This window comes from Pseudomonas sp. PF05 (genome assembly GCF_056521845.1).
Window position 1 is genome coordinate 25,959 of record NZ_JBWLPW010000022.1, and the last position, 17,102, is coordinate 43,060.

Sequence of the window (17,102 nt, forward strand, 5' to 3'; positions counted from 1 at the left end):
ATACTCCCCAGCATTTTCAAGTGCCCCGAGGTTTGACTGTGAAGAATTGGACATTGCGCCAACGCATCCTGGCGAGTTTTGCAGTGATCATCGCCATCATGCTGTTGATGGTGGTTGTCTCCTATTCACGGTTGTTGAAGATCCAGGACAGTGAAGAAAACGTCCGGGTCGATGCGGTGCCAGGGGTGTATTACAGCTCCATGATTCGCGGTGGCTGGGTCGACAGCTACGTCTTGACCCAACAGATCGTCGGTCTTTCGGGCAACCGGGAAGTCACCGCCGAAGACAAGGCCCGTTACCAGGGCTTCGAGCGGCACCTGCGCGAAGAAATACAGAACTATCAAAAACTGATCCAGAACCCGGCCGACCAAGCCTCTTTCGACGAATTCGAGGCCAATCACCTGGCGTTCAACCAGGCCATGGCCAAGGTCCTGGACTTGTACCAGCGCAAGGATTACGAAGGTGCGCGGCAGGCCTTGGACAAAGAGCTGACGCCAGCATGGATCGGCGGCCGTGGGCATTTGGATCACATCATCGAGCGCAATCGCGAGCTGGCGGAAAACGCCACCCAGACCATTGGTGATGCGGTGACGGCAGCCAAGGTCGCCATGGGCCTGTCGTTACTGGTCGCGCTGATCGTCGCCGCACTCTGTGGCCTGTTGCTGATGCGGGCGATCATGGGGCCGATGAACCGCATCGTCGAAATCCTCGAGATCATGCGCAGCGGCGACCTGAGCGGGCGCTTGAACCTGGCGCGCAAAGACGAATTCGGCGCCGTGGAAACCGGCTTCAACGACATGATGGCCGAGCTGACCTCACTGGTGTCCCAGGCCCAACGCTCTTCGGTGCAGGTCACCACTTCGGTGACCGAGATCGCCGCCACCTCGCGCCAGCAACAGGCCACGGCCACCGAAACTGCCGCCACCACCACCGAGATCGGCGCGACATCCCGGGAAATCGCCGCCACCTCCCGAGACCTGGTGCGCACCATGACCGAAGTGTCCAGCGCCGCCGACCAGGCCTCGGTGGCCGCCGGCTCCGGCCAGCAAGGCCTGGCGCGCATGGAGGAAACCATGCATTCGGTGATGGGCGCCGCCGACCTGGTGAACGCCAAGCTGGCGATCCTCAACGAGAAGGCCGGCAACATCAACCAGGTGGTGGTGACCATCGTCAAAGTGGCCGACCAGACCAACCTGTTGTCCCTCAACGCGGCCATCGAGGCCGAAAAGGCTGGCGAGTACGGTCGCGGGTTTGCCGTGGTTGCCACTGAAGTACGACGCCTGGCTGACCAGACTGCCGTGGCGACCTATGACATCGAGCAGATGGTGCGCGAGATCCAGTCCGCGGTGTCGGCCGGGGTGATGGGCATGGACAAGTTCTCCGAAGAGGTGCGCCGGGGCATGGCCGAGGTGCAGCAGGTCGGTGAGCAACTGTCGCAGATCATTCATCAGGTCCAGGCCCTGGCGCCGCGGGTGTTGATGGTCAACGAAGGCATGCAGGCCCAGGCCACCGGTGCCGAGCAGATCAACCACGCCCTGGTGCAACTGGGCGATGCCAGCAGCCAGACGGTGGAGTCCCTGCGCCAGGCCAGTTCCGCCATCGACGAACTGAGCCAGGTAGCCGTAGGGCTGCGCAGCGGCGTCTCGCGTTTCAAAGTCTGATGGGCGAACTCGAGACCCGGCGTGGCACCGCGCCGACGGCCCGCCAGATGTTGTTCCTGGTGTTCTGCATCGGCCACGAACGCTACGCCCTGCAGGCCATCGATGTGGTGGAAGTGCTGCCGCGCCTGCCCCTCAAGCCGATCGCCCAGGCGCCGTCCTGGGTGGCGGGGGTGTTTGCCTGGCGTGGCACGGTAGTGCCGGTGATCGACCTGTGCGCCCTGACCTTTGGCCACAGCGCCAAGGCCCGGACCAGTACGCGACTGGTGCTGGTGCGCTATCAGGGCGACACGCAACAAACGGGACAGGTGCTGGGCCTGATCCTGGAACAGGCGACCGACACCGTGCGCTGTGACCCGGCCGATTTCAAACCCTATGGGCTGGACAACCGGCAGGCGCCGTACCTCGGCCCGGTGCGCGAAGATGCCCAGGGGTTACTGCAATGGGTGCGGGTCAATGACCTGCTCGATGAATCCGTTCGGGCGCTGCTGTTTCCTGCGCCGCCGCTGAACCTCGACGACCTCGAGACAACGCCATGAATAACGACCAGCGTTTTTTCGATTTCCTCAAGGAGCGCATCGGCCTGGATGTGACCTCCGTCGGCACCGCGATCATCGAGCGGGCCGTGCGCCAGCGCATCGGTGCCGTGCCCGGGCGAACCGCCGATGAATATTGGCAGGGCCTGCAGCATTCGTCCCCGGAGCAGCAGGCGCTGATCGAAGCGGTGATCGTTCCGGAGACCTGGTTCTTCCGCTACCCCGAATCCTTCGCGACCCTCGCCAGGCTGGCCGTCAAGCGCCTGGCCGAGATCAAGCACCTGCGCGCGCTGCGCATCCTCAGCTTGCCGTGTTCCACCGGCGAAGAACCTTATTCCATTGCCATGGCCTTGCTCGACGCAGGCCTGGGGCCACATCAGTTCAAGGTGGACGGCCTGGACGTCAGCCCGCTGTCGGTGGCGCGGGCCAAGGAGGCGCGCTACGGCAGGAATTCCTTCCGTGGCGCAGAGTTGGGTTTTCGCGAGCGGCACTTCGACGCCGAAGCCGAAGGCTACCGCCTCAGCGAGCGGGTGCGCGAGCAGGTGCGCTTGCAGGTGGGCAACCTGCTGGATCCGGCCTTGCTGGTAAACGAGGCTCCTTACGACTTTGTGTTCTGTCGCAACCTGTTGATCTATTTCGATCAGCCGACCCAGCAGCAGGTGTTCGAGGTGCTCAAGCGCCTGACCCATCAGGACGGTGTGCTGTTTATCGGTCCCGCCGAGGGCAGCTTGTTGGGGCGGCTGGGCATGCGCTCGATCGGGATCGCCCAATCGTTCGCCTTCAGCCGCCTGGGGGCTGCCGAGCCCCAACCGCTGCCGGCCTTGATGCCGACCCCGCTGCCGGTTCGTCAACCTGCGCCTCGCGTTGTCCCGCCGCTGATTCGGCCGCGGCCGTTTGCGGCGAACGTGACGCCGATTGTCGAGCCCAAAAGCAGCGACGCCACGACCTTGCTGGCCAATATCGCCGCCCTGGCCAACGGTGGCAAAAGCGCCGAGGCCCGCGTGGCTTGCGAAGCCTACTTGCGCAGCCACGCGCCAAACGCCCAGGTGTTCTATTGGTTGGGCCTGCTCAGCGACATGGCTGGCAGCGCGCTTGAGGCCCAGGGTTTTTATCGCAAGGCGCTTTATCTTGAACCGCAACACGCCGAGGCCCTGGTGCATCTGGCGGCGCTGCTGGCTTCCCAGGGAGACGCGGCCGGAGCCCGTCGATTGCAGGAACGCGCCGCCCGTAGCGGGCGCGCAGCAGACAGTGAGCACAAACGATGAGCGGTTCGGCTTCTTACACCGTTACCCATGACGATGCCCAGGCAATCGACGACTGCTGGAATCGCATCGGGGTGCATGGCGACAAATCCTGTCCGTTGTTGGTCGAGCATATCCACTGCCGCAATTGCTCGGTGTATTCGGCGGCCGCCACCCGGCTGCTCGACCGTTATGCCTTGCCCCAGGATCAGCGGGATCTGTCCCTGGCCCCCGCAGACACCGAGGTGGTCACGCGCTCGCTGCTGATGTTCCGCCTCGGCGAGGAATGGCTGGGCCTGACGACGCGCAGCCTGGTGGAAGTGGCGCCGTTGCAGCCGATCCATTCCTTGCCCCACCAGCGCTCACGGGCCTTGCTGGGCGTGGCGAATGTACGCGGGGCGCTGGTGGCCTGTCTGTCGCTGGTGGAGCTGTTGGACCTAGAGCCCGGCGTGGCGGCGGTTTCCGGCGCACGGGTCATGCCGCGCATGTTGATTGTCGCGGCCAAGGGCGGGCCGGTGGTGGTGCCGGTGGATGAAGTGGACGGCATCCATGCCATCGATGAGCGCATCCTGGCGAGTGCTTCGCAATCGGCGGGCAAATATACTCGTGGCGTTCTGCCCTTTAAGGGCCGCAGCCTGCGCTGGCTGGATGAAGAACAGTTGCTGTCCGCCGTGGCTCGGAGCCTGTCATGACCCCAGATCAGATGCGCGACGCCTCGTTGCTGGAGCTGTTCAGCCTGGAAGCCGAAGCCCAGGTCCAGGTGCTGAGCGCCGGTTTGCTGGCCCTGGAGCGCGATCCGACCCAGGCCGATTATCTGGAATCGTGCATGCGCGCGGCGCATTCGCTCAAGGGCGCGGCGCGCATTGTCGGGGTGGACGCTGGCGTCAGCGTGGCTCACGTGATGGAAGATTGCCTGGTCAGCGCCCAGGCGCGGCGCCTGGTGCTGGGCGCCGAGCACATCGATGCCTTGCTGCAAGGCACAGACCTGCTGACGCGCATCGCCACCCCCGGCAATAGCGTCGGTGCCCCGGACATCGACGCCTATGTGGCGTTGATGGGGCGGCTGCTTGATCCCAACGCGCCACAGGCTCCGGCAGCGGTGTTGCCGAGCATCGAGACGCCGATCGAGCCGCTACGCGTCGAGCTGCCGCAAGTGCAACCGGCCGCGGCAGCGGAGCCGGCCCCCAAGCGCAAACGGGTCACCGAAGGCGGCGAGCGGGTCTTGCGGGTCACGGCCGAACGCCTCAACAGCTTGCTTGATCTGTCGAGCAAGTCCCTGGTGGAGACCCAGCGCCTCAAGCCCTGGCTGGCGACGCTACAACGGCTCAAGCGCCAGCAAAGCACCGGCCTGCGCGCCCTTGAAGAACTGAATGTGCACCTCAAGGACCACGCCCTGAGCCTGCAAGCCCAGGAAGCCCTTGGCGATGCTCGGCGCTTGCTCGCCGAAACCCAGCAATTGCTGGCGCAGAAAACCGCCGAGCTGGATGAATTCGCCTGGCAGGCCAGTCAGCGGGCGCAGGTGCTGTACGACACGGCGCTGGCCTGCCGCATGCGGCCGTTCGCCGATGTGCTTTCGGGCCAGGCGCGAATGGTCCGTGACCTGGGTCGCAGCCTGGGCAAACAGGTGCGCCTGGAGATTGAAGGCGAGAAAACCCAGGTCGACCGCGATGTGCTGGAACAGCTCGAAGCGCCGTTGACCCATTTGCTGCGCAACGCCGTGGACCATGGCATCGAGCCCCCGGAGCAACGAGTACTGGCCGGCAAGCCCGCCGAAGGCCTGATCCGCCTGCGGGCTTCCCATCAGGCCGGTCTGCTGGTGTTGGAGCTGGCGGACGACGGCGCCGGGGTGGACCTGGAACGGGTGCGCCGCAGCATCGTCGAGCGCGGCCTTTCCCCTGAGCAAACCGCCGCCAGCCTGAGCGAAGAGGAGCTGCTGACCTTCCTGTTCCTGCCCGGTTTCAGCCTGCGCGACAAGGTCACCGAAGTGTCCGGACGCGGCGTCGGCCTGGACGCGGTCCAGCACATGGTCCGGCAACTGCGCGGCGCGGTGGTGCTGGAGCAGACGGCGGGCCAGGGCAGTCGTTTCCATCTTGAGGTGCCGCTGACGCTGTCGGTGGTGCGCAGCCTGGTGGTGGAAGTCGGCGATGAAGCCTACGCCTTTCCCCTGGCCCACATTGAACGCATGTGCGACCTGGCGCCGGAGGACATCGTCCAGGTCGAAGGCCGCCAGCATTTCTGGCACGAAGGCCGGCATATCGGGCTGGTGGCCGCCAGCCAATTGCTCAATCGCCCGGCGCCGCAAGGCAGTAGCCAGACCCTCAAGGTCGTGGTGATCCGCGAGCGCGAGACGATCTACGGCGTGGCGGTGGAGCGCTTCATTGGCGAGCGGACCCTGGTGGTGCTGCCCCTGGACGAACGCCTGGGCAAGGTCCAGGACATTTCTGCCGGGGCCTTGCTCGACGATGGCTCAGTGGTGTTGATTGTCGATGTCGAAGACCTGCTGCGTTCGGTGGACAAGTTGCTCGATACCGGACGCTTGGAGCGTATCGCCCGGCAGAACCAGGCCCAGGCCCCGCGCAAGCGGATCCTGGTGGTGGACGATTCCCTGACCGTGCGGGAGCTGCAACGCAAGTTGTTGCTCAATCGCGGCTACGACGTGGCAGTAGCCGTGGACGGGATGGACGGCTGGAACGCCCTGCGGTCGGAGGATTTCGACCTGCTGATCACCGACATCGACATGCCGCGCATGGACGGCATCGAGTTGGTGTCGCTGTTGCGGCGCGACAACCGCTTGCAATCGCTGCCGGTGATGGTGGTGTCCTACAAGGACCGCGAAGAGGATCGCCGCCGTGGCCTGGACGCCGGCGCCGACTATTATCTGGCCAAGGCGAGTTTCCACGACGACGCCTTGCTCGATGCCGTGGTCGAATTGATCGGAGGGGCGCGCGCTTGAAGATCGCCATCGTCAATGACATGCCCCTGGCAGTCGAAGCGCTGCGCCGTGCCCTGGCGTTCGAGCCAGCGCATCAACTGGTCTGGGTGGCCGCCAACGGGGCCGAGGCGGTGCAGCGTTGTGCCGAATACACCCCCGACCTGATCCTCATGGACTTGCTCATGCCGGTCATGGACGGCGTGGAGGCCACTCGGCGGATCATGGCCGGCAGCCCCTGCGCTATCGTGATCGTCACCGGTGACAGCCAGCAGAACGTCCACCGGGTGTTCGAGGCCATGGGCCATGGCGCGCTGGATGTGGTCGATACCCCGGCCTTGGGCGTCGGTAACCCGGCAGATGCGGCGGCGCCGCTGCTGCGCAAGATCACCAACATCGGCTGGCTGATTGGTGAGCGCAACAAGCGTGAACGACCGGCACCGGCGGCGCAGCGTGCGGCGGTGTCGCCCAAGAGCCTGGTGGCCATCGGGTCGTCGGCGGGCGGGCCGGCGGCGCTGGAGGTGCTGCTCAAGGCGCTGCCGCGCAACTTTACCCCGGCCATCGTGCTGGTCCAACATGTGGACGAGGTGTTCGCCGCCGGCATGGCCCAGTGGCTGGGCAGTGTCTCGGGCCACACGGTGCGCCTGGCCCGGGCCGGCGAGACGCCGCAAAGCGGCACGGTGTTGCTGGCCGGGACCAACCATCATCTGCGTTTGTTGAAAGACGGCACCCTGGCCTACACCGCCGAGCCAGTGAACGAGATCTACCGGCCCTCCATCGACGTGTTTTTTGAAAGTGTCGCCCAGTACTGGAGCGGCGACGCGGTGGGCGTATTGCTCACCGGCATGGGCCGCGATGGTGCACAAGGGCTTAAACTCATGCGCCAACAGGGCTATGTGACCATTGCCCAGGACCAGCGCAGCAGTGCGGTGTACGGGATGCCCAAAGCGGCGGCCGCCATCGACGCGGCCGCCCATATTCTCGCCCTGGACGCTATCGCGCCACGGCTGTTGGAGCTTTTTACCCCATGAACAACCCCGCCAGCGTTACCCCAGGCCGTACTCAGGTAAGTCACCATGAATGATCTGCAACTCGACGATTTCAAGCGCGATGAGAACGCCGCCATGGTCTTGCTCATCGACGACCAGGCGATGATCGGCGAGGCGGTGCGGCGCGGGCTGTCGAACGAAGACAACATCGACTTCCACTTCTGCTCCGATCCTCACCAGGCCATCGCCCAGGCTGTTCGCATCAAGCCGACAGTCATTCTCCAGGATTTGGTGATGCCCGGCCTGGATGGCCTGAGCCTGGTGCGCGAGTACCGTAACCATCCCGCCACCCGCGATATCCCGATCATTGTCCTGTCCACCAAGGAGGACCCGCTGGTCAAGAGCGCGGCGTTCGCCGCCGGGGCCAACGACTACCTGGTCAAGTTGCCGGACAACATCGAACTGGTGGCGCGCATCCGCTATCACTCGCGCTCCTACATGATGCTGTTGCAGCGCGACGCGGCCTATCGGGCACTGCGGGTCAGCCAGCAGCAACTGCTCGACACCAACCTGGTGCTGCAACGCTTGATGAACTCCGATGGCCTGACCGGCCTGTCCAATCGCCGGCATTTCGACGAGTACCTGGAGCTGGAATGGCGCAGGGCGATGCGCGACCAGAGTCAACTGTCGCTGCTGATGATCGATGTGGACTACTTCAAGGCCTACAACGACAACTTCGGCCACCTGGAGGGCGACGAAGCCCTGCGCAAGGTCGCCACGGCGATCCGCGAGGCGTGCAGTCGTCCGTCCGATTTGCCGGCCCGCTACGGCGGCGAGGAGTTCGCCCTGGTCCTGCCCGGTACCTCGCCGGGCGGTGCCCGGCTGATGGCCGAGAAACTGCGCCAGGGCGTCGTCGCCCTGAAAATCCCCCACACCATGCCTGACAGTGGCGGGAACCTGACCGTCAGCATCGGCGTCTCGACCTTCACCCCCCAGCAGGGTAGCGACAGCCGGCAACTGATCTCGGCGGCGGACAAGGGGTTGTACATGGCCAAGCACAATGGGCGTAATCGGGTGGGTGTTGAATAGGCCCTGGACAGGGCGCTTGCTTCCGCCGGACTGTGTCTGTAGGCGCTATCTAGGAACTGCGTAGGCGCTGCGTAGGAGCTGCGTAGGAGCTGTCGAGTGCAACGAGGCTGCGATCTTTCCCCAGACAATTGAGCCCTGAGCGAAAGATCAAGATCAAAAGATCGCAGGCTTCGCCAGCTCCTACAGGGCCAGCGCGAGCTGGCATATAAGGAATTGGTGTTCCTAAAGCCGCCAGGCGGGCTGCCGCTGGCGCTTGATTACGTTATACTCGCCGGCTTTCAAAAGTTCGCCAACGAGTGCTGCCCGCCATGGAAATCAACCCGATCCTTAACACCATCAAGGACCTGTCCGAGCGCTCCGAAACTATTCGGGGGTATCTTTGACTACGATCAAAAGCATGAGCGTCTGACCGAAGTCAATCGCGAGCTTGAAGATCCGAATGTCTGGAACAACCCTTCGTACGCCCAGGAGCTGGGCCGCGAGCGTTCTGCGCTGGCGCAGATCGTCGAGACCCTGGACGAGTTGTCCAGCGGCCTGGCCGATTGCCGCGACCTGCTGGACATGGCTGTCGAGGAAAACGATGAAGGCGCGGTCGGCGATGTTGTCGCCGAGCTGACACGCCTGGACGAGAACCTCGCCAAGCTGGAATTCCGTCGCATGTTCAGCGGCGAGATGGACATGAACAACGCCTACCTGGACATCCAGGCCGGTTCCGGCGGCACCGAGGCCCAGGACTGGGCCAACATCCTGCTGCGCATGTACCTGCGCTGGGCCGACAAACGCGGTTTCGACGCCACCATCATGGAACTGTCGGCCGGTGAAGTCGCCGGGATCAAGGGCGCCACCGTGCACATCAAGGGCGAATACGCCTTCGGCTGGCTGCGGACCGAAATCGGCGTGCACCGCCTGGTGCGCAAGAGCCCGTTCGACTCCGGCAACCGCCGCCACACCTCGTTCTCGGCCGTGTTCGTCTCGCCGGAAATCGATGACAACATCGAGATCGAGATCAACCCGGCGGACTTGCGCATCGACACCTACCGTTCCTCCGGGGCCGGTGGCCAGCACGTCAACACCACCGACTCGGCCGTACGGATTACCCACGTACCGACCAACACCGTGGTCAGTTGCCAGAACGAGCGCTCCCAGCACGCCAACAAAGACACCGCGATGAAGATGCTCCGGGCCCGCCTGTACGAGCAGGAAGTGCAGAAGCGCAACGCGGCGTCCCAGGCACTGGAAGACACCAAGTCGGATATCGGCTGGGGTCACCAGATCCGTTCGTACGTGCTCGACGCCTCGCGGATCAAGGATCTGCGGACCAGCATCGAACGCAGCGATTGCGACAAGGTGCTCGATGGCGATATCGATGAATACCTGATCGCCAGCCTCAAACAAGGGCTGTAACGCGACACCCATGCGGCGGGCCGGCCACGCTTGCGCCAAGGAGCGCGACTGGCCCGCAAACTCCGGCCCGGGGCCGGGGGCAACGAACCTGTGATGGAATCCTTAAAGACATGAGCGACCTAGAACTCGACCCGCAAGCCCTGCAACAGGAAGAAAACTCCCTGATCGCCCTGCGCAAGGAAAAGCTTGCTGCCGAGCGCGCCAAGGGCCAGGCCTTCCCCAACGACTTCCGCCGCGACGCCTACTGCGACGTCTTGCAGAAGCAGTATGCGGACAAGACCAAGGAAGAGCTGGCCGAGGCAGCGATTCCAGTCAAGGTGGCCGGTCGTATCATGCTCGATCGTGGTTCGTTCATGGTGATCCAGGACATGACCGGGCGTATCCAGGTCTACGTCAACCGCAAGACCCTGCCGGAAGAAACCCTGGCCGCCGTCAAGACCTGGGACCTGGGCGACATCATTGCCGCCGAAGGCACCCTGGCCCGTTCCGGCAAGGGCGACCTGTATGTCGAGATGACCAGCGTGCGCCTGCTGACCAAGTCCCTGCGCCCGCTGCCGGACAAGCACCACGGCCTGACCGACACCGAGCAACGCTATCGCCAGCGCTACGTCGACCTGATCGTCAACGAAGACGTGCGCCAGACGTTCCGCGTGCGCTCGCAAGTCATCGCCCACATCCGCAGCTTCCTGATGAAGCGTGACTTCCTGGAAGTCGAGACGCCGATGCTGCAGACCATCCCCGGCGGTGCGGCGGCCAAGCCGTTCGAAACCCACCACAACGCCCTGGACATGGAAATGTTCTTGCGCATTGCGCCGGAACTGTACCTCAAGCGGCTTGTTGTGGGTGGGTTTGAAAAAGTGTTCGAGATCAACCGCAACTTCCGTAACGAAGGCGTTTCGACTCGGCACAACCCCGAGTTCACCATGCTCGAGTTCTACCAGGCCTACGCCGACTACGAAGACAACATGGACCTGACCGAGGAACTGTTCCGCGAACTGGCGCAGCTTGTTCTCGGGACTACCGACGTGCCGTACGGCGACAAGGTGTTCCACTTCGGCGAGCCGTTCGTGCGCCTGTCGGTGTTCGACTCGATCCTCAAGTACAACCCTGAACTGACGGCCGATGACCTGAACGACATCGAGAAGGCCCGCGCCATCGCCAAGAAGGCCGGTGCCAAGGTGCTCGGCTTCGAAGGCCTGGGCAAGCTGCAAGTGATGATTTTCGAAGAGCTGGTCGAGCACAAGCTGGAACAGCCGCACTTCATCACCCAGTACCCGTTCGAAGTGTCGCCGCTGGCCCGTCGCAACGACGAGAACCCAAGCGTGACCGACCGTTTCGAGCTGTTCATCGGTGGCCGTGAAATCGCCAACGCCTACTCCGAGCTCAACGATGCAGAAGACCAGGCCGAGCGTTTCATGGCCCAGGTGGCTGACAAGGACGCCGGCGACGACGAAGCCATGCACTACGATGCCGACTTCGTGCGAGCCCTGGAGTACGGCATGCCGCCGACCGCTGGCGAAGGCATCGGCATCGATCGCCTGGTGATGTTGCTGACCAACTCACCGTCGATCCGGGACGTGATTCTTTTCCCGCACATGCGGCCTCAAGCGTAAGTGTTTCAACTAAAAAGCCGCCTGGAAGGGCGGCTTTTTATTGCCTGTCTGGTACAAACGTATCAATTGGTTACTTTTGAGAACAAGAGGGAAGACCTGTCGTGAATCGTGCAATGGCTTCAGAAGGTGCAGCGGGCGTCGCCACGGCTGTCGCTGAAAGTGTTCAGTACCAGGGCCGCAAGGCCAGCCGACAGGGCAGTGAGCAGCGTCGCCAGGAGATTCTCGACGCGGCCATGCGCATTGTGGTGCGCGATGGCGTGCGAGCGGTACGCCATCGCGCCGTGGCTGCCGAAGCCGGCGTGCCGCTGTCGGCCACCACGTATTATTTCAAGGACATCGATGACTTGCTCACCGATACCTTCGCCCAGTATGTGGAACGCAGCGCGGCGTTCATGGCCAAGCTGTGGGCCAGCAACGAAGGCCTGCTGCGGGAAATGGTCGCTTACGGTGACGGCAGCGCCCAATCGCGCTCGCAACTGGCGGACGACATTGCCCGGATGACCGCCGACTACGTGCAGCACCAGTTGGACAGTCGCCGCGAATACCTGATGGCCGAGCAGGCCTTTCGCCAGGAAGCGCTGCTCAACCCGCGCCTGGCGGTGTTGGTACGTTCCCACCAGCAGATTTTGCTGCACGGCACCTGTCAGTTTTTCCAGGTATTGGGCTCCCGCGAGCCGCAACAGGATGCCAAAGTGTTGACGGCGATTATCGGACGGATGGAATATCAGGGCTTGCTCAATGGCGCCGAGCCGGTAGCCGATGAAGATATGCTCGGCATCCTGACTCGCTACATGCACTTGGTACTGGCGTCGGTGTAACCCCTTATGGGAGTAGGCTATGTGGGAGCAAGCTTTGCTCCCACACACACCTGCTCCCATATGTAGGGACGAGGCGCCGTGCCATAGGGAGTTCAAATGAAAGCCTGGCGTGCCGTTGTACTGGCCGTGTCGTTGCTGCTGCTCAGTGGCTGCCTGGTGTCGTTCAAGACGCCGTTGCCTGACAGCGAAGCCGCGCCTAAGGGCCTGCTCGGTCACTGGACCAGCACCAATGCCTGGGGCGAACCGTTGAACCTGGAGCTGACGAAGGTCGGCAAGCACCGCTACCAGGCCATCAGCTACTTCAGGGCCAGGCCCCATGAGCGCGAAGCCATCCCGCTGACTGTTTCCCGTCATGGCAGCCGCTGGTACGTGTCGGCCAAGGTGCCGGCGCGGTTTGGCGGCCACTATTTGATCGCCGGTTTCGAGTTGACCGACAAGCAAGAGCTGGTGGTCTACAACCTGGACCTGGATCAGATCAGCCAGGCCATCGGCCAACAGATTCTCAGCGGCCAACCGAACCAGAGCGAGGAAGGTGACGGGGTGCTGGTGGACAGCGACATGGACAAGGTTTTCCGCTACCTCGACGACCCGGCCAATTCCGATGTGTTCTCGGAGGCCGTGCGCTACCAACGGCTGGTCAAATCCCAATAACAGCAACAAGCGGACGTTTTTTCACAGGAGTTCCGGGTGGACGATTACCAGCAGACGATACGCACCTTGTCCGATCGCATTGTGCTGGCGCAAACGCCGATTCGCATCCTTGACGCGGTGAAGTGGGACGAGAGCATCCGCAAGGGGTTTCTCAAGGCCAAGGGCAAGGAAATGCCCGCGGTGGATCGCGACTATTACCTCAACCGGCCACTGTCCTTCGATTCGAGCAAGGTGAAGCTGGAGTTCCAGAACATCGAGCGTGACATCACCCGCCAGCTTGGGCAGTTCAACCCGGTTGGCCAGATCATGCGCCGCATGTGCAAGGAATACCGCATGGTGGTGCGTATGCTCGAGGCGCGTGGCACCGAGGATTTCGGGCTGATCTCCCAGGAGCTCTATGGCGCCGCCTCCGATGCCTTCCACGCCGGCGACCCGACCCTGGCCGACCTGGGCCTGATGCTCTCCGATTACCTGAACAACATCGATGGCCGTGGCGACCTCAAGGACGAGCCCAAGACGCTGGTCGCCAAGGAGGCCGTCAGCCTGCTGCAACACCGCCTCAACCGAGTGTTCGGCGAAGCCGAGGAAACCATCCGGGTGTTCGAGTCCGATGGTATCGTGGCCGACGCGGCGGCGGGTGCGGACTACATCAAGATCCGCGCCGATGCGATGTTCAACGAGCGTGACGTGCGAGCCTTGGAGGTCCACGAAGGCCTGGTGCACGTCGGCACCACGCTCAACGGCCTCAACCAGCCGATCTGCACCTTCCTGTCCAAGGGCCCGCCCTCGTCCACGGTGACCCAGGAAGGCCTGGCGATCCTGATGGAAATCATTACCTTTGCGTCCTACCCCAGTCGCTTGCGCAAACTGACCAACCGTACCCGAGCCATTCACATGGTGGAGGAGGGGGCCGATTTCCTGCAGATCTTCGAGTTCTTCCGCGAGCAGGGCTTTGAAATGGCCGAGAGCTACGGCAACGCCAGTCGGGTTTTTCGTGGGTCGGTGCCGACGGGTCTGCCATTCACCAAAGACTTGTCCTACCTCAAGGGCTTCATCATGGTTTACAACTACATTCAGTTGGCCGTGCGCAAGGGCAAGCTGGAACAGGTGCCGCTGCTGTTCTGCGGCAAGACCACCCTCGAGGACATGCGCACGTTGCGGCAACTGGTGGACGAAGGCCTGGTCGTACCGCCCAAGTACTTGCCCGAGCAGTTCCGCGACATGAACGCCCTGTCGGCCTGGATGTGTTTCTCCAACTTCCTGAACCACCTGAGCCTGGACCGGATCGAAGCGGATTATTCCAATATTCTTTAATCGCACCACTAATCCCTGTGGGAGCGAGCTTGCTCGCGATAGCGTCAGCACAGTCAGTACGGCTGTGACTGACCCGCCGCTATCGCGAGCAAGCTCGCTCGCACAGGGGGACTGCGTTTACTTCTGACTTGCGAGGTTTCACCGGATGCGAACCCTCGGCATCATTTGCCTGTTGCTGGCCCTGAGCGGTTGCAGTTCCCTGTTGTTCTACCCCGAGCACGGCCTGCCGTTCACCCCGGAGCGAGCCAGGCTCGAATACCGCGACGTCACCCTGACCACCGCCGACGGTCTCAAGCTCCACGGCTGGTGGCTACCCGTCAAACCGGGTGTGCAGGTCAAGGGCACGGTGCTGCATTTGCACGGCAACGGCGGCAACCTGGCCTGGCACCTGGGCGGGAGCTGGTGGTTGCCGGAGCAGGGTTACCAGGTGTTGATGGTCGACTACCGGGGTTATGGCCTGTCCGAAGGCGAGCCGAGCCTGCCGGCGATCTATCAGGACATCGATGCGGCGTTCCAATGGCTCGACCAGGCGCCCGAGGTGCAGGGCAAGCCGCTGGTGCTGCTCGGCCAGAGCCTGGGCGGCGCGCTGGCGGTGCATTACCTGGTCGAGCACCCGCAGCGCCAACGGCAGCTCAAGGCCCTGGTGCTCGATGGTGTGCCCGCCAGTTACCGCGACGTCGGCCGTTTTGCCCTGAGTACGTCCTGGCTGACCTGGCCGTTCCAGGTGCCGTTGTCCTGGTTGGTACCGGACGGTGACAGCGCGATCAGTTCCGTGGCGCAATTGAATGGCGTGCCGAAATTGATCTACCACAGCCTGGACGACCCCATCGTGCCCCTTTCCAACGGCATCCGGCTGTATCAAGCTGCGCCGCCGCCCCGGGTCTTGCAACTGACCCGTGGCGGACATGTGCAGACGTTCGCCGACCCAACCTGGCGCACCGTGATGCTGCGCTACCTCGAAGACCCCCAGCATTTTGACGGCCTGCGCCGCCTGGGCGAGGTCCCGAATTACCCTAAATCACCCGTTGAATCACCAGAGAGTCCGCAATGAGCGAAGAACGTAACGCCATCCCCCTGATCATCACCGGTATCTGCAGCATCCTCGGCACCGTCGGGGTGCTCTGGTATTACGGCTACCTGCACTTCGCCAAGCCTGAGGACGCGTTGCTGCTCAACCAATTCACCATGCTCAAGACCGTGCCCGGCGAGGACTACAAGGTTTCCCTGGAACCGGCCCCCCAGGTCGCCCAATGCATCGACGGCGTACTGGTGCTGTTCGACACCGAGCAGAAAGGCCTGACCGGCGTGCTGATCAACGAAAAGAAACGCGCGGTGCGCTGCATGGGCCAGGACACGCCGCAGAAGCTTCAGCCGTAATCTCCTTAGCGACACCACAACTCCGCTGTGGGAGCAATCTCGCTCCCACAGGGATTGTGTACAGCCAAACCTCTTTGGCAATAAAAAGCCCCGCCTGACGAAATCAGGCGGGGCTTTTTCAGTTGCACTCAGCCGATCAATTGGCGCTCATGGTCGAACGCGGGGCCACTGGCTGGTTGTCGTTGGAAATGGTCACTTCCACGCGACGGTTCATGGCACGGCCCGAGACGCTGTTGTTATCGGCCACCGGGAATTCCTTGCCGTAGCCTTGGGTCACGATGCGGGCCGGGTCCACGCCCATTTTCACCAGGGCGGTGCGCACCGAGCTGGCACGGCGTTCGGAGAGCGACTGGTTGTAGGAGTCTGAGCCGGTGCTGTCGGTGTAGCCTTCGATGATCACCTTGCGGTCCGGGTTTTCCTGGAGGAACTGCGCCAGTTTGCCCACATTGGTCATGCCGCTGGCGCGCAGGTCGGACTTGTTGGTGGCGAACAGCACGTCGCCAAAGGTCACCAGCGTACCGCGTTCGGTCTGCTTGGCGTTGAGGCTGTCCTGCAGCTGCTTGATCTGTGCGTTGCGCGCCTCGAGCAAGGCACGAGCACGTTCGTCACCGGCATTTTTCAGCTCGGCCTCGGCCTTGCGCAGGGCGATGGTCTGCTTGGCCACTTCAACGCGTTGGTTGGTCAGGTAAGCCAACTGGTCGACCTTGGCTTCGTCTTCCTTGTCCATATAGGCCTTGTCAGCCTTGGCCAGGAAGTCGGCGGCATCCTTGGTTTCCAATGCAGCCACTTTGGTCGCCGCCGGGTCAGCCTGCAGGCCGTTGTAGTTGGTCCGCGCCTGTTCCAGGTTCGCGTTTGGATCGTGGGAGCAAGCGGCCAGGGCTACGCAGGCAGCGAGCAGGGCGGGCATCATCAAGTGTTTGTGCATCATAGTCTGTCGTCCTTTTATCAATGAGAAGTACGTCGTGGCGTGAACGGCTTACTGAACCTTCTTCATGCCTTCCTGACGCAGTTCCTGAACCCCTTTCTGAGAATCCTTGAGTGCTTGTTCGGCCTTGGCGGCCTGGGCCTTGCGCTCGGCGACGCGGGCATCCCACTCGGCCTGTTCGGCCAGTCGCTTGGCTTCTTCGTAGTTCTTGTCATGCATGGCGATTTCGGCCTGCTTGAGCTTGTCCTGGGCCGACTTCATTTCCACAGCAGCGAATTCGGTACCGCCGGCGCTGACAGCGCTGTTGACCGCCGATTCGGTCACCGCGTACTGCTCCGAAGGTGGATTACCGGCGCAACCGGCGAGAATGAAGCTGCTACCGATCGCCAGGGCAGCCAACTTCAAGCCGCGCAGGCCAGTGGATGAGGGTTTGGCAGTGCAGGTATTCATAGGCTTCAACTCCATTGGAAAACTCCTGAAAAAACTACAAATCCATGCTGGAACCGAGGCCGTGACGTCTGATTTGGCGCTAGCGCCAAGGCGCGGTTATTTAAACGA

General features: G+C 62.9%; 16 protein-coding genes. 14 read left to right on the top strand and 2 right to left on the bottom strand.

The genetic code is table 11. From position 1 onward, the window contains the following. The first annotated feature begins 98 nt into the window (after positions 1 to 98). The 14 genes from AC09SL_RS26295 (at position 99) to AC09SL_RS26360 (ending at position 15,619) form a co-directional block, all read left to right on the top strand. Positions 99 to 1,661, top strand: a complete 1,563-nt coding sequence (locus tag AC09SL_RS26295) for a methyl-accepting chemotaxis protein (protein WP_254704440.1) — start codon at positions 99 to 101, stop codon at positions 1,659 to 1,661. Next, positions 1,661 to 2,197, top strand: a complete 537-nt coding sequence (locus AC09SL_RS26300) for a chemotaxis protein CheW (protein ID WP_058542951.1) — start codon at positions 1,661 to 1,663, stop codon at positions 2,195 to 2,197. Before AC09SL_RS26295 ends, AC09SL_RS26300 begins: the two co-directional genes overlap by 1 nt. Further along, positions 2,194 to 3,459, top strand: coding sequence for a CheR family methyltransferase (locus AC09SL_RS26305; RefSeq protein ID WP_064107101.1), 1,266 nt, complete (start codon positions 2,194 to 2,196; stop codon positions 3,457 to 3,459). The genes AC09SL_RS26300 and AC09SL_RS26305 overlap by 4 nt, the downstream gene beginning before the upstream one ends. Then, entirely contained in the window at positions 3,456 to 4,127 is a 672-nt protein-coding gene (locus AC09SL_RS26310) for a chemotaxis protein CheW (RefSeq protein WP_064107100.1), read from the top strand. The genes AC09SL_RS26305 and AC09SL_RS26310 overlap by 4 nt, the downstream gene beginning before the upstream one ends. Continuing rightward, entirely contained in the window at positions 4,124 to 6,388 is a 2,265-nt protein-coding gene (locus AC09SL_RS26315; RefSeq protein WP_058545988.1) for a hybrid sensor histidine kinase/response regulator, read from the top strand. The genes AC09SL_RS26310 and AC09SL_RS26315 overlap by 4 nt, the downstream gene beginning before the upstream one ends. After that, positions 6,385 to 7,395, top strand: coding sequence for a chemotaxis response regulator protein-glutamate methylesterase (gene cheB / locus AC09SL_RS26320; RefSeq protein WP_058545987.1), 1,011 nt, complete (start codon positions 6,385 to 6,387; stop codon positions 7,393 to 7,395). The genes AC09SL_RS26315 and cheB overlap by 4 nt, the downstream gene beginning before the upstream one ends. A gap of 45 nt (positions 7,396 to 7,440) precedes the next feature. After that, positions 7,441 to 8,442 (top strand): diguanylate cyclase domain-containing protein, encoded by a 1,002-nt coding sequence (locus tag AC09SL_RS26325; RefSeq protein WP_058545986.1) that lies wholly within the window; start codon positions 7,441 to 7,443, stop codon positions 8,440 to 8,442. A gap of 308 nt (positions 8,443 to 8,750) precedes the next feature. Continuing rightward, a protein-coding gene (gene prfB, locus AC09SL_RS26330; RefSeq protein WP_095963568.1) for a peptide chain release factor 2 occupies positions 8,751 to 9,846 on the top strand; the annotation gives its coding sequence in 2 pieces (ribosomal slippage) (positions 8,751 to 8,822 and positions 8,824 to 9,846; 1,095 coding nt in all). A gap of 110 nt (positions 9,847 to 9,956) precedes the next feature. Then, a complete protein-coding gene (gene lysS, locus AC09SL_RS26335; RefSeq protein WP_057448378.1) occupies positions 9,957 to 11,459 on the top strand; it encodes a lysine--tRNA ligase in 1,503 nt (500 codons plus the stop codon). Positions 11,460 to 11,560: 101 nt separating this feature from the next. Further along, on the top strand, positions 11,561 to 12,277 hold the full coding sequence (locus AC09SL_RS26340; RefSeq protein WP_058545985.1) for a TetR/AcrR family transcriptional regulator: 717 nt from the start codon (positions 11,561 to 11,563) through the stop codon (positions 12,275 to 12,277). A gap of 96 nt (positions 12,278 to 12,373) precedes the next feature. Continuing rightward, positions 12,374 to 12,928, top strand: a complete 555-nt coding sequence (locus AC09SL_RS26345) for a hypothetical protein (protein ID WP_058545984.1) — start codon at positions 12,374 to 12,376, stop codon at positions 12,926 to 12,928. Positions 12,929 to 12,964: 36 nt separating this feature from the next. Beyond that, positions 12,965 to 14,242, top strand: coding sequence for a flavohemoglobin expression-modulating QEGLA motif protein (locus AC09SL_RS26350; protein ID WP_058545983.1), 1,278 nt, complete (start codon positions 12,965 to 12,967; stop codon positions 14,240 to 14,242). Positions 14,243 to 14,387: 145 nt separating this feature from the next. Next, complete coding sequence (locus AC09SL_RS26355; RefSeq protein WP_058545982.1) at positions 14,388 to 15,293, top strand: alpha/beta hydrolase; 906 nt, start codon at positions 14,388 to 14,390, stop codon at positions 15,291 to 15,293. Then, positions 15,290 to 15,619 carry a PA3694 family proteiin gene (locus AC09SL_RS26360; RefSeq protein WP_058545981.1) on the top strand — a complete coding sequence of 110 codons (330 nt, stop codon included), beginning with the start codon at positions 15,290 to 15,292 and terminating at the stop codon, positions 15,617 to 15,619. Before AC09SL_RS26355 ends, AC09SL_RS26360 begins: the two co-directional genes overlap by 4 nt. Before the next feature lie 136 nt (positions 15,620 to 15,755). Here AC09SL_RS26360 and lptF read toward each other — a convergent pair whose 3' ends face one another. Then, positions 15,756 to 16,544, bottom strand: a complete 789-nt coding sequence (lptF, locus tag AC09SL_RS26365; RefSeq protein ID WP_058545990.1) for a lipotoxin F family OmpA-related lipoprotein LptF — start codon at positions 16,542 to 16,544, stop codon at positions 15,756 to 15,758. A 51-nt stretch (positions 16,545 to 16,595) separates the two neighbouring features. Beyond that, entirely contained in the window at positions 16,596 to 17,009 is a 414-nt protein-coding gene (locus AC09SL_RS26370) for a DUF4398 domain-containing protein (protein WP_058545980.1), read from the bottom strand. Positions 17,010 to 17,102: the final 93 nt, after the last annotated feature.